Raw genomic sequence first — 13,258 nt, 5'->3', positions numbered from 1 at the left:
GGCGGCCGCAAGCGTGATCGACTATCTGATTCTCGGCGGCGGCAGTGCGGGCTGCGTGCTGGCCGCGCGGCTGTCCGAAGACCCGAACAAGCGCGTGTGCCTGGTGGAAGCGGGGCGTGACATTGCGCCGGGCAAGATGCCTGCGGCCATTGCCAGCCGGTACCCCGGTCGTGCCTATCTGGATGTACGCAACATCTGGCAGCGCCTGACCGCGCGCATGGCCGCCCAGGGCAGTCGTCGCTACGAGCAGGCGCGCCTGCTCGGGGGTGGCTCGGCGATCAATGCGCTGATGACCAATCGCGGTGCGCCGGACGACTACGATGAGTGGGGACGGCTGGGCGCCGAGGGCTGGAGCTGGGACAGCTGCCTGCCGTACTTTCGCAAGCTGGAAACCGACTGTGATTTCAGCGGACCCTTGCACGGTGATGCCGGGCCGGTGCGCATCCGGCGTACGCCACCGGCGTTCCTGTCGCCCTTCGTCAAGGGGGTCATGGGGGTGTTGGCGTCCCGTGGCTTGCCCACTCGGGCGGACCAGAACGGAGAGTGGCAGGACGGCGTCTACGTCGGCGCGATCGGGGTGAGCGAGCAGGGCGAGCGGATTCCGGTGTCGGTGTGCTACCTCACCGACGAGGTTCGTGCGCGGCCCAACCTGACGCTGCGTACCGAGTGTGTGGTGGACCGTGTGTTGTTCAGGGGCACGCAGGCCGTCGGCGCGCGCGTGCTGGATCGGGCTGGCGCGGTCGAGGAGCTGCACGCAGCAGAGGTGATCGTCTGTGCCGGGGCCATCCACAGTCCGGCGCTGTTGATCCGCAGCGGGGTTGGACCGCTGGACCAATTGCTGGACCTGGGCGTGCCGCTGGTGGCCGACCGGCCAGGCGTGGGCCGCAACCTCATGGAGCATCCGTCGATCGCCGTGTCGGCGCTGCTGACGACACAAGGACGCACGCCGCACGTCGACGAGCATCACGAACAGGCGATCGTGCGTTTTTCATCCGGGCTGCCGGGCACTGTTCCGGGTGACATGCACGGGGCGATCCTCTCGCGTTCCGGCTGGCATTCGGTGGGTTATCGCCTGGGCACGATGTTCTTCTGGGTGAATAAATCCTACTCGCGCGGGCGGGTGCAGGTGACGTCGCTGGATCCGTTGCAGGAACCGGATGTCCGTTTTTCGATGCTGTCCGAGGCACGCGACCTGCAGCGTTTGAAGCAAGCCCTGCGCATGGGCGCCGAGACGTTGTCGGCACCGGGCCTGGATCCTTGGCGCTCCGTGGTGTTTCCATCAAGCTACTCGCCCAGGGTGGCCAAGGTGGCCATGCCGGGGCGCTTCAATGCCTTGCAGCGCGGGGTGTTGAGCCTGCTGCTGGACATTGCCGGCCCCTTGCGCGGATGGGTGGTGCGTGGCCTGGTGACCCAAGGGGTAACCCTGGACAGGCTGTTGGCCGACGATCGAGCATTGAGCGAATTCGTGCGAGCCAACGTGGGTGGCACCTGGCATCCGTCGGGTACCTGCCGCATGGGCCGGGCGGACGATCCCCAAGCCGTGACCTTGAACGATGGGCGGGTGATCGGCGTGACGGGATTGCGGGTGTGCGATGCGTCGCTGATGCCGGCGATTCCGTGCGCCAACACCAACGTGCCGACCATCATGATCGCCGAGCGCATCGCGGATCTGATCAAGGCGGGGTGACACCGCATTTCTTCAGATGGCTTGCGGTGCCTGGTTCGCGGCCGATGACCGCTCCTACAGTTGGCTTGCAATGAACCGTAGGAGCGGTCCGTGGCCGCGAAAAGGACGCCGCGGTGTTTCAGATCCCCCAGCCGACGATTCCCTTCACCTCAAGAAACGCTTCCAGCCCCCACTCGGCATATTCGCGGCCATTGCCGGACTGCTTGTAACCCCCGAACGGGGCTGCGGGATCCCAGCTTGGGTAGTTGATGTAGACACTCCCGGCGCGCATCTGCAAGGCCACCTGGCGAGCGCGCTCCAGGCTCGCTGACTGTACGTACGCCGCCAGCCCGAACACGCTGTCGTTGGCCATGCGCACCGCGTCCTGTTCATCGGCATACGGCTGGATGACCAGCACCGGGCCGAAGATCTCTTCGCGGGCAATGGTCATCTGCGCATCCACCCCGGCGAAGATCGTCGGCTGTACGTAGTAGCCAGTGCCCAGACCGGCTGGCCGGCCCAGGCCGCCACACACCAACTGCGCGCCTTCGTCGATGCCGATGGCGATCATCCGCTGGATCGCCCGGTATTGCCGCTCACTGATGACCGGGCCCAGGGTTGTCGAAGGATCGTCGGGCGCGCCGACCCGATGGGTCGATGCCGCCTGGCGAGCGATGGCCACGGCCTGATCGTGCAGCGCAGCGGGCACCAGCATGCGTGTCGGTGCGTTGCAGGACTGACCGCTGTTGCCGAAACAGCCGTTGACCCCCGCCGTCACGGCCGCCTGCAGGTCCACATCGTCGAGCAGAATGTTCGCTGACTTGCCGCCCAGTTCCTGATGCACGCGCTTGACCGTCGGCGCGGCCAGGCGCGCTACTTCCACGCCGGCCCGGGTCGAGCCGGTGAACGAGACCATGTCCACGTCCGGGTGACACGCCATGGCGGCACCCACGGTGGGGCCGTCGCCATTGATCAGGTTGAACACACCCGCAGGCACTCCGGCGTCGTGCATCACTTCAGCGAAAATGAGTGCGTTGATCGGCGCGATTTCGCTGGGTATTGAGGACCAGGGTGCAGCCGGCTGCCAAGGCGGGTGCCACTTTGCAGGCGATCTGGTTGATCGGCCAGTTCCAGGGGGTGATCAACGCCACCACGCCAACGGGTTCCTGGTTGATCAGCGTGGTGCCGCGGCTCTTGCGAAACTCGAAGCTGTCCAGGGTACGCAGCATCTGCTCCAGGTGCCGCTTGCCGATGCCGGCCTGCCAGTCATGGGCCAGGGCCTGCGGCGCGCCGACTTCCTGCATGATCGCCGCGGCGATGTCGTCGTAGCGGGCCATGAAGGACTCGAGAATCCGTTCGAGCAGCACCTTGCGCTCGGCTGGAGTGGTAAAGGCAAACTCGGCAAAGGCCCGCCGCGCCGCCGCAACGGCTGCATCCACGTCTGCCTGCTCACCCAAGGCGATTTCGGCAAAGGCCTGCTCGGTGGCCGGGTTGATCACCGCCAGGCGCCGCGCGCCGGAGGGCTCGACCCAGCGACCGTCTATATAGAACTTCAACGCGTTGTCCAAAATCGCTCTCCACCCGTGATGAAAAAAACCGATGCCCCTGCGTACCCGTAGCAGCGGCGCGAGCCGCGTCCGGGGTTGTGCGGTGTGTCAGGCATACCGTGTGTGTCGCCGACGCGGCTTGCGCCGCTGCTACAGGGACCGCGCACGCGTCCGGGGTTGTGCGGTGTGTCAGGCGCACCGCGTGTGTCGCCGACGCGGCTTGCGCCGCTGCTACAGGGGACCGCGCACTTGGTTGGGGTTGTGCGGTTTGTCTGACAGACCGCACGCGTCGCCGACGTGTCAGGATAGGAAGGGTTTCAGTGTCACGGCAATTTACTAATAGTTTTCCCAGGCATAAACTCAGGTCATGTCCAATCTTCGTAGAAAACTGCCCAGTTCCGGCTCCTTGTTCGTTTTCGAGGCGGCGGCGCGTTGCGGCAGTTTTACCCGGGCGGCCGACGAGCTGTGCGTCAGCCAGCCTGCGGTCAGCCGCATGCTTTCGCGGCTGGAAAGATCACCTCGGGGTGCAGCTGTTCGAGCGTGTTCGTGGCGGCGCGCGGCTTACCGAAAGCGGGACCATTCTCTATCGCCGGGTCCAGGAAGGCTTCGACACCATCGAATCGGCCATCAGCGAAATCTCCGCCCGCGCCACGGGTATGGAAACCATTACCCTGTCTGTTTCCACCGCGTTCACCACTCACTGGCTGATGCCGCGCATGAGCCGTTTCAGCGAGCGTTTTCCTTCGGTGGACATGCGCTACCAGCTAATGTCCGGGCGTATCGGCGGGCCGTTGATGGATGTCGACCTGGGCATGCGCTACCTCGACGTCGGCAGCGTCAAAGCCGCAGACAGCCTGGTTCTGCCGGAAATCACCCTGCCGGTGTGCAGCCCCCAGTACCGCTCCGCAGTGCCGGGCGGCAAGGGCAAGAGCGCAGCCCCGGCGCTGATCCACATGGACAACCAGGACCGCGCCTGGGCCGCGCCTTTCGACCACGGCGGGCGCATCGACAGTGCCCTGGTGTTTTCCGATTATGCCGTGGTCGTACAGGCGGCCCTGCTGGGTCAGGGCATGGCACTGGGTTGGCTCAACGTGGTGTCACACTGCCTGGCCAACGGGCAATTGCTGCCGGTGGGCGATGCGGTGACCGTCAGTGCCCGGCGCTGCTGCCTGGTCACCCCGGCCAACCGTCCGAGCCGGCCGATCGTCGACAGCGTGCGCCAGTGGATCATCGAAGAGATGCAGGCGGACATCGCGCGAATCGACCTGCTTTACCCTCAGCTGGACCTGGCCGGAAAGATCGCCGAGGCGTCTTGAACCCAGGTATGCCGCGATCGCGGGAAAAACGGTAGGTTATGCCCTCAGGTAAGGACAAAACAGAACATATGGCGATTCACCCGGCTGATAATTGAACCACACCCAGCACCTTCCCTTGGTTCATCCTGCGGAGCGCCCTATGTCATTCAAGCAGTTCAAAGCCCTGACGTTCGATGTTGTCGGCACCCTGATCGATTTCGAAGCCGGCATTCTCAACCACGTGCGCGAAGTGGCCGGTGAAGCGGGCAAGGCGTGCAGCGACGACGACATTCTCAAGGCCTACCGCGAAGCTCGCGCCATGCCCGACTCGGGCTGGTGGCCGGACGACCTGGAGCGCTGCTACCACCTGATCGCCGGCAAACTCGGCCTGCCGGACAACGACGAATATGCCCGCGGCCTGGCCCTGGCCGTGGAAAACTTCCCCGCCTTCCCGGATTCGGTCGAAGCGCTCAAGCGTCTGCACAAGCACTTCAAGCTGGTGGCCACCACCAATTCGCAGATCTGGGCCCTGAACCACATGGCCAAGACCCTCGACGAGCCCTTCGATGTGCGGGTGACGGTCGACGACGTGCGCTTCGAGAAGCCCGATCCGCAGTTCTTCGCCTACACCCGTGGCGTACTGGCCACGCAGGGCATCGTCTTCGAAGAGATTCTTCACGTCGCCCAGAGCCAGTATCACGACATCGGCGTGGCCATGCGTCTGGGCTACCAGACCTGCTGGATCGAGCGTCGCCACGCGCAGAAAGGCAGCGGCGGCACCCTGGAATCCGAGCACACCAAGCCGCATTACCACTTCACCTCGCTGGCGCAACTGGCCGACGCGGTCGAGCAGGAACTAGGCTGACAACCGCGGCGCTCATCTGGAGCGCCGCCTCTCGTGGAAACCGGCTATGACTGTGAAGAGTTTGTGGGCGGCCACCGCCCGACCGGGGCCGGCACTGCAAGCGCTGCAGGGCGACCGGCAGTGCGACGTGGTGATCGTCGGCGCCGGTTACACCGGGCTCTCGGCAGCGCATCACATTGCCCTGAGCGGTCGCGAGCCGTTGATTCTGGAAGCCAATACCCTGGCCTGGGGGGCCAGTGGCCGGAACGGCGGCGTGGTGTCGCCCAAGTTTCGGGTCGGCTTTGCGACCCTGATGCAACGCTTCGACCGTGACACGGCGTTGCACATGTACCGGACCGGCTATGCCGCTGTGGACAGCCTGATGGAAATGGTCGATAGCCTGGGCATCGAAGACGCCCAGCTGCACATGGGTGGGCACATCGCCGCGGCCCACAACGAGCTCGCCCTGACCGGCCTGCGCAACACCGCCGAGTGGATCAAGCGCGAAACCGGCGGCGAGTCGTCACGGATGATCGATGCCGCCCAGGTGCGGGAAATGACCGGATCGAGCATTTTCCACGGTGGGCTGCTGACGCCGAAGGCGGGCGGCATCCACCCGCTCAACTACGCCCGTGGCATGGCCAACAGCCTGCACGAACGGGGCGTGAAGATGTTCATCAACAGCCCGGCGTTGCAGGTTCGCCAAGAGGCTGACCGGGTGATCGTGCAAACGCCTCAGGGTCGGGTCAGTGCCAAACAGGTGGTGTATGCCACCAATGGCTATTCCGACCAGAGCGCCGCGACCGACACCCTGCATCGACGACTGATCCCGTTTCGCAGCGCCATCATCGCCACCGCGCCACTGCCCGCCGATGTACTGGCCAGACTCATGCCCGGCGGTCAGGTCTGTGGCGACACCAAGCGCATGCTGCGCTGGTTCCGCGTGGTCGGCGACCGGCTGATCTTTGGTGGCCGCGGTGCGTTCGGCAAGAACGACTCGGACAGTGCCTTCGCCACCCTGCAACGCAGCATGGGCGTGGTGTTCCCGATTCTGCGTGACCAGCCCGTGACGTTTCGCTGGTCGGGCCTGGTGGCCATGACCCTCGATTACCTGCCCCACGCCGGTCAGCTGGACCCGCGCAGCTTCTATGCCATCGGCTACAACGGCGGCGGTGTGGCGATGTCCACCTACATGGGCAAGCAACTGGCGGCCATGACTGCCGGCGAGCCGGTGCAACTGGGGCTGCTGGCGGGCGATACCTTCAAACCCATTCCTCTGCATGCCTTCCGCGCGCCCGGTGTACGCCTGGCCGCCGGTTGGCAACAACTGCTGGATGCCATCGGCCGCTGAGCCGCGAACCTCATTGCCAAGACGAGCCTTATGCCCCCGATCCTGCATTACTCACAACCTCCTGCGGACCGCCAATTGCCCTTGGCAGCCTTTGCCTTGCAGGACGACCCACTGGCGGCCGGGCGTACCGTGCATTTTCATGATCCGCGCACGGGTTATGCCGTGGGTGCCTCGACCAGTGTCGGCGCCAACCTCTTGATCGAAGACTTTCCCTGGGTCGAGTTGGGGGTCGTGGAGGCTGGCGAGCTGACCCTGCAAGGCGAGGGTTTCGACCTGCGGTTGAAGGCCGGCGATTGTTTCGTGGTGCCCCGTGGCGTGGCTGTGCGCTGGCAGCATCGGGGGCAGTTGCGCCGCCTGTTCATGGCCTTTCCCGGTTTGCCGCCGAGCAACGACATGCCGAACACGCCGCTGAAGATCGACTTCACCCTATCACTGCCGCCCAGCGATCCACCGGCCGCCACGGTACTGCTCACGCCTACCCCCAAGGCCTGGAGCGAAACGCTGTTCAGCGCGGCCAATCTGCGCATCGGTCTGTGGCAGTGCGAGGCCTATGCGCGCAAGCAGGTGCAGCCGGGCTACAGCGAGCTGATGTTCATCCTGGAAGGCGCCATGACCCTCACGCCCGAGCAGGGCGAGGCATGCACGGTGAGCGCAGGGGAGGTCGTAGTGGTGCCGGCAGGCGCGACCAATGCCTGGGCCAGCACGCAGACGGTGCGCAAGGTGTTTTGCATATTGAGTTGAGACCGTGTGACCAGCGGACGCGGCTTGCGCCGCTGCTACAGGGGGGTTGGTGAGCTGGCTGGATGCGGTGCGGCTGTCAAACCGCCCGCACCAGACTGCGCAACGGCACGGCGCTCTTGAGCACCGGGCTCTTGATGACGATGTAGCTGAAATACTTGTCGATGCCGATGTTCTTGTCGAGGATCGACTCCATCAATTCCTGGTAGTGCTGGATGCTGCTGCACAGGAACCGCACCAGGTAGTCATACCCACCGCTGATCAAATGGCATTCGAGCACCTCGTCGATGTTGCGGATGCTGGATTCGAACTTCACGAAATCGGCGCGCTTGTGGTCCGACAGGGTCACTTCGGTGAACACCGTCACGGAGCTGGCGAACTTGGCCAGGTTGACGTGCGCTTCGTAGCCACTGATGTAGCCCGCCGATTCCAGGCGCTTGACCCGTTGCAGGCAGGGGCTGGGTGACAGGCCCACCGCTTCGGCGAGGCTGACGTTGGTCATGCGCCCGTCCTTCTGCAGTTGCACCAGGATATTGATGTCGATGCGATCCAGTTTCGTTGCAGCATCCATGGGGTGGACCTCGTCAAGTCAGAACATGAACGTGGGCCTCAGGCGTGCAATGCCGTTTGATGGGCATGGGCGAGGTCCGCAAGGCTGGCGTACTCACAGCGCTTGCCGTCCAGAGCCTGGGGCGAAAGATTCCATGGCTGGCGATGATCGCGGTGCAGGGTACACACCGGAAAATCCACACGCAGGTTCCATGGGTCATCCGTTTCGGTACTGCGCACCGGCAGCAACTGCGAACGCTCCAGGTCCAGGCGCTGCAGCTCGCTGGCGAGGCTGCTGTGCCAGGCGTCGTTGCAAGGCTCGATGACCGCATCGAATGCCACCGGCAAGCGTTGGGTCAGGGCGCCGACATCGATGCCCTGGGGTGGGGCGATCAGTATCAACCGGTAGAACTTGCTCAGGTATTGCAGGGCGCCGGGGGCGTCTTCGAAGATCGGCCAATGAGCTGACGAGCTACCGAAGGCAACACTTTCATCCCAGCCGGGAATCACATGCAATCGGTGCGCCATGCGTTGGTACAGCTGGCCGTGGAAAGCGCTGGCACTGGCGTTGCCGCCCGCCTGGCCAAGCTCCTGGGCGATCTCGCGATAGGCGCCCAGCAGTTGCTCGTCGCTGCTGGGCGTTCGGCTCTGCACCGACAGGGGTCGCAGGCCTTCGAGAATGCCCCGTTCACGGTCGACCAGGGTGGCATAGGAAAACCCCAGCGCCTTGTACTGTGTGACTTTCATGATTGGCTCCCGGGCGACGGTATGAGTGGCTTCCCTGCAGACTTCTACAGCTTCTCCGGCGTAGGAGCGGGCCATGGCCGCGAAGAGGTCGCCGCAGTGTGCCAGGTGAACCGCGGTGCATTCTTCGCGGCCGATGACCGCTCCTACGTTTGGTCCTGATCCCTGTAGGAGCGGTCCGTGGCCGCGAAGAGCGCGCCGCCCGCCTCGCTCCCACAGTCAGGCCCCGGCTTTTGCCAATGCCTTGTCGAGCATCTGCAAGGCCTCTGCCACCTGCTCCTGGGTGGTCACCAGCGGCGCCAGGAAGCGCACCACGTTGCGGTACAAACCACACTTGATCACCAGCAGCCCTGCATGGCGCGCCTCGTCGATGACCCGTTGGGTGAGGTCGACATCCGGGCTGTGCGCGGCATCGTCCTTGACCATCTCGATCGCCAGCATGAAGCCCAGGCCACGCACTTCACCGATGCGCGGGTAACGTTTCTGCAAGGACCAGCAAGCCGTCGCGCAACTGCACCGCGCGTTGCTCGCCCTGGGCCACCAGGTCCTCACGTTCGAACAGGTCCAGCACCGCCAGTGCCGCCGCGCAGGCCACGGCGTTACCCCCATAGGTCCCGCCCAAACCGCCTGGGGTCGGTGCATCCATCATCTCGGCCCGACCGACCACGCCCGACAGCGGCATGCCACCGGCCAGGGACTTGGCCACGGTGACCAGATCCGGCTGGATACCAGCATGCTGGAAGCCGAACATTTTCCCCGTACGACCGAAACCGGCCTGGATCTCATCGGCAATCAGGACGATGCCGTGTTGCGTGCACAGTGCGCGCAGCGCCTGGAGGAATTCGACCGGCGCGGCCAGAAAACCGCCGTCGCCCTGCACCGGCTCGATCAGGATCGCCGCCACTCGGTCCGGTGCCACGTCGCTGGCGAACAGTTCGTGCAACTGCGCCAGGGCGTCCTCGCTGCTGATGCCGCGATAGGCATTGGGGTAACTGGCGTGATAGATCTCCGCCGGGAACGGGCCGAAGTTCTGTTTGTAGGGCTGGCTCATGCCGGTCAGGGTGACGCCCAGCAGGGTGCGGCCGTGAAAGCCTCCGCGGAACGAGATCACCGCCGGCCGGTTGGTATGGCTGCGGGCGATCTTGATAGCGTTTTCCACCGCTTCGGCGCCGGAAGTGAACAGCACCGTTTTGTAGTGCTCATCCCCGCCGATCAGGGCATTGAGCCGCGCCGCCACATCGATGTAGGTCTCGTAGGCTGCTACCTGGAAGCTGACATGGGACACCTTGCCCACCTGCTGCCGCACCGCCTCGACCACGGCCGGGTGATTGTGGCCGACGTTGAGCACGCCGATGCCGCCGACGAAATCCAGAAAGCGCTTGTTGTCCACGTCCCACAGCTCGGCGCCCTGGGCGCGCGCGGCGACTACCGGGTGGGCGGTGGCGATGCCACGGGGAACGTGTTGTTCGCGCAGGGCAAGCAGGCGTTGATTTTCGGTCAGTGCAGAATTCATCTCGATCTCCGTGAGCGCCGAGCGTGGCGGGTGATGTGATCAGGATAAGGAGTGGCGCAAATCACAAGCACCGAAGTTGCGGGCTGTGGTGGGGTGTTTGCCTGTTTTTTGCGGGTGGGGCGGTAGATTCGGTTGTTTGGGTTGTTTGGGTTGTTTGGGTGGTGGGGTGTAGGGGTGTCAGTGAGGGCCTCTTCGCGGGCAGAGCCCGCTCCCACAAGGACCTGCACAGCTGTGGGAGCGGGGCGGGCGGCGGGCCCTCTGCCCGAAGGGGCCAGCACTGACCTCCTCAAACCCCGGCGCGGGGCACTACGATGGTGTCTTCGGGGTGCAGGCGCATCAGCATCGGCGAGCCGATCGGTGGCAGGCTCAGGTTGCCTTCGTGGTGGCTGGGCTGGCGCAGGCTGACCGTTGGGCCGCCGTCCAGGTCGACGAAAACCTTCAGGCTTTCGCCCTGAAAGACGATGTCGGCGACCCGCCCGCCTCAAGCGGTTCCACTCAGGCCCGGCGCTGGCGCTGTCCAGCAGCAGTTTTTCCGACTGCAGCGCCAGGAACACATCGCCCGAAGCCGGGACCGGCCGGGTGGTGCGCAGCGGCGTGGCACCCAGGGTCAAGCCGTTGTCCGCGCCGCGTTGCAACGGCACCAGGGTGCTTTCACCGATGAAGCTGGCGACGAAGTCGTCCGAAGGGTGATCGTGCAGGCGGCGAGGGGTGTCGACCTGGACCAGTTGCCCGCCGCGCATGATGGCGATGCGGTCGCTCATGGTCAGCGCTTCACGCTGATCGTGGGTCACGTAGATCATGGTCGCGCCCAGGCGCTTGTGCAGGGCGCGCAGTTCGATCTGCATGGTTTCGCGCAGCTGCTTGTCCAGGGCCGACAGCGGCTCGTCCATCAAAATCAGTTTGGGCTCGAAGACGATGGCCCGGGCCAGGGCCACGCGCTGGCGCTGGCCGCCGGAAAGCGCTGCGATCGAACGCTCTTCGTAGCCGCCCAGTTCGACCGTGGCCAGCGCCTGCTTGACCCGATCGCGGCTCTTGCTCGCGCTTTCGCCGCGGGCGCGCAACGGGAAGGCCACGTTCTCGCCTACGGTCATGTGCGGAAACAGCGCGTAGTTCTGAAACACCACGCCGATCTCGCGCTTGTGCGGCGGCATCAGGGTGACGTTGCGTTCGCCGAACAGGATGTTGCCGGAGCTGACCCGGATGAAGCCGCCCAGGATGCTCAGCAGGGTGGTCTTGCCCGAGCCCGACGGGCCGAGCAACGACATGAACTCGCCGGCTTCGACCTTGAGGTTGACGTTGTCCAGCGCCTTGAGGCTGCCGTAGTGCTTGCTGACCTGGTTGACGCTGACCGATTCGAAACCTTCAGTGAAATTCATCTGTGGTGCTCCAAGAGATCAAGAATGTCGTTTCGGGAGGGTGTCAGTGCCGGCCTCTTCGCGGGCAGAGACCCGCTCCCACAGACAGCGTGCGCGCTTTTGTGGGAGCGGGTCTCTGCCCGCGAAGAGGCCCACCATCACCCCAACCCGCCGATATGCCAGGCCTTCACTTCGAGGAATTCATCCAGGCCGTACTTGGAACCCTCGCGGCCGGTGCCCGATTGCTTCATGCCGCCGAATGGCGCCACCTCCATGGAAATGATCCCGGTGTTCAAGCCCACCATGCCGAACTCCAGGCGCTCGCCCACGCGCCAGGCGCGGCGCATGTCTTGGGTGAAGTAGTAGGCGCCCAAGCCGTAGGGGGTGGCGTTGGCCAGTGCCAGGGCTTCTTCTTCGGTATGGAAGCGGAACAGCGGCGCCACCGGGCCGAAGGTTTCCTCACCGGCCAGCAGCATGTCGGCGTTGGCGTCCAGCAACACCGTGGGCTGCACGTACAGGCCATCGTTTTGCGGCAACCCGCCAATGGCCACGGTGGCGCCTTTTTCCACCGCGTCGCCGATGTGGCGCGCCACCTTGTCCACCGCCGCGGCATTGATCAATGGGCCGATGGTCACCCCTTCGGCCAGACCATCGCCGACTTTCAGCTCGGCCACGGCTGCCTTCAGGCGTTCGGCGAAACGGGCATAGATGCCGTCCTGCACCAAAATGCGGTTGGCGCACACGCAGGTCTGCCCGGCATTGCGGAACTTGCTCTGCATGACTCCGGCGATGGCCAGGTCCAGGTCGGCGTCGTCGAACACGATGAACGGCGCGTTGCCGCCCAGTTCCAGGCTCAGGCGCTTGATGGTCGAGGCGCACTGGCTCATCAACAGTTGGCCCACGCGGGTGGAGCCGGTGAACGACAGCTTGCGCACGGCCGGGTTGCTGGTCATTTCGCCGCCCACGCCTGCCGGCAGGCCGGTGAGCACGTTGAACACCCCCGCCGGAATCCCCGCGCGCTCGGCCAGTACCGCCAGGGCCAGGGCCGATAGCGGGGTCATCTCCGAGGGCTTGACCAGCACCGGGCAGCCGGCGGCCAGGGCCGGCGCGCACTTGCGGGTGATCATGGCATTGGGGAAATTCCACGGGGTGATCGCCGCGACCACGCCGATCGGTTGCTTGAGCACCAGGATGCGGCGGTCGGCGGTGGGTGAAGGAATGGTGTCGCCGTAGATGCGCCGGGCTTCCTCGGCGAACCATTTGACGAAACTGGCGCCGTAGGCGATTTCGCCGCGCGACTCGGTCAGGGGCTTGCCCTGTTCGGCGGTCATGATCAGCGCCAGGTCTTCCTGGTTGTCCATGATCAGCTGGTACCACTTTTCCAGGAGCTTGGCGCGTTCGGCCGCCGGCACTTCGCGCCAGGTGGCGAAACAGGCTTCGGCCGCCGCGATCGCGCGTTGGGTTTCGGCGCCCTGCAGGGCCGGGACGTGGGCGATGGTGCTGCCATCGGCGGGGTTGGTCACCGCCAGGGTGGCGCCGTCATCGGCATTGATCCACTGGCCGTTGGCGTAGGCCTGCTCGACGAGCAGGGAAGGGTCACGCAGTGAGTGCTTCAACATGATCAGGGTGCCTTTGCAGTCCGAACGATGGACCTAG

9 protein-coding genes and 3 pseudogenes are annotated in these 13,258 nt (G+C 64.9%); 6 read left to right on the top strand and 6 right to left on the bottom strand.

Annotation, left to right across the window (positions count from 1 at the left end; genetic code table 11):
• The first annotated feature begins 13 nt into the window (after positions 1–13).
• Positions 14–1,687: a GMC family oxidoreductase gene (locus ABMD26_RS10685; RefSeq protein ID WP_354309442.1), complete on the top strand. Its 1,674-nt coding sequence runs from the start codon at positions 14–16 to the stop codon at positions 1,685–1,687.
• 118 nt (positions 1,688–1,805) lie between these two features.
• On the opposite strand, the pseudogene ABMD26_RS10680 reads toward ABMD26_RS10685, so the two are convergent.
• Positions 1,806–3,234, bottom strand: a pseudogene (locus ABMD26_RS10680) (aldehyde dehydrogenase family protein).
• Between the two features lie 346 nt (positions 3,235–3,580).
• Here ABMD26_RS10680 and ABMD26_RS10675 point away from each other — a divergent pair.
• The 5 genes and pseudogenes from ABMD26_RS10675 to ABMD26_RS10655 form a co-directional block, all read left to right on the top strand.
• Positions 3,581–3,676, top strand: a pseudogene (locus ABMD26_RS10675) (LysR family transcriptional regulator); the annotation flags it as partial.
• 61 nt (positions 3,677–3,737) lie between these two features.
• Entirely contained in the window at positions 3,738–4,529 is a 792-nt protein-coding gene (locus tag ABMD26_RS10670) for a LysR substrate-binding domain-containing protein (RefSeq protein WP_354309440.1), read from the top strand.
• Between the two features lie 139 nt (positions 4,530–4,668).
• Positions 4,669–5,373, top strand: coding sequence for an HAD-IA family hydrolase (locus tag ABMD26_RS10665; protein WP_049861587.1), 705 nt, complete (start codon positions 4,669–4,671; stop codon positions 5,371–5,373).
• Positions 5,374–5,419: 46 nt separating this feature from the next.
• Positions 5,420–6,703, top strand: coding sequence for an NAD(P)/FAD-dependent oxidoreductase (locus tag ABMD26_RS10660; protein WP_354309438.1), 1,284 nt, complete (start codon positions 5,420–5,422; stop codon positions 6,701–6,703).
• A 30-nt stretch (positions 6,704–6,733) separates the two neighbouring features.
• Positions 6,734–7,444, top strand: coding sequence for a cupin domain-containing protein (locus ABMD26_RS10655; RefSeq protein ID WP_354309436.1), 711 nt, complete (start codon positions 6,734–6,736; stop codon positions 7,442–7,444).
• A 76-nt stretch (positions 7,445–7,520) separates the two neighbouring features.
• Here ABMD26_RS10655 and ABMD26_RS10650 read toward each other — a convergent pair whose 3' ends face one another.
• From ABMD26_RS10650 to ABMD26_RS10625, 5 genes and pseudogenes are all read right to left on the bottom strand, one after another.
• Positions 7,521–8,012 carry an Lrp/AsnC family transcriptional regulator gene (locus ABMD26_RS10650; RefSeq protein ID WP_043191751.1) on the bottom strand — a complete coding sequence of 164 codons (492 nt, stop codon included), beginning with the start codon at positions 8,010–8,012 and terminating at the stop codon, positions 7,521–7,523.
• Between the two features lie 38 nt (positions 8,013–8,050).
• Entirely contained in the window at positions 8,051–8,737 is a 687-nt protein-coding gene (locus tag ABMD26_RS10645) for an HAD family hydrolase (RefSeq protein ID WP_192000826.1), read from the bottom strand.
• 216 nt (positions 8,738–8,953) lie between these two features.
• Positions 8,954–10,247, bottom strand: a pseudogene (gene gabT / locus ABMD26_RS10640) (4-aminobutyrate--2-oxoglutarate transaminase).
• Entirely contained in the window at positions 10,244–11,623 is a 1,380-nt protein-coding gene (locus ABMD26_RS22200) for an ABC transporter ATP-binding protein (protein WP_502948312.1), read from the bottom strand. Before ABMD26_RS22200 ends, gabT begins: the two are co-directional and overlap by 4 nt.
• A gap of 137 nt (positions 11,624–11,760) precedes the next feature.
• Entirely contained in the window at positions 11,761–13,221 is a 1,461-nt protein-coding gene (locus tag ABMD26_RS10625) for an NAD-dependent succinate-semialdehyde dehydrogenase (RefSeq protein ID WP_354309433.1), read from the bottom strand.
• Positions 13,222–13,258: the final 37 nt, after the last annotated feature.

Source organism: Pseudomonas sp. PvP001, from assembly GCF_040546375.1.
In the GTDB taxonomy this organism is placed as follows: domain Bacteria; phylum Pseudomonadota; class Gammaproteobacteria; order Pseudomonadales; family Pseudomonadaceae; genus Aquipseudomonas; species Aquipseudomonas coleopterorum.
This window is presented reverse-complemented; position numbering and strand designations above follow the sequence as displayed.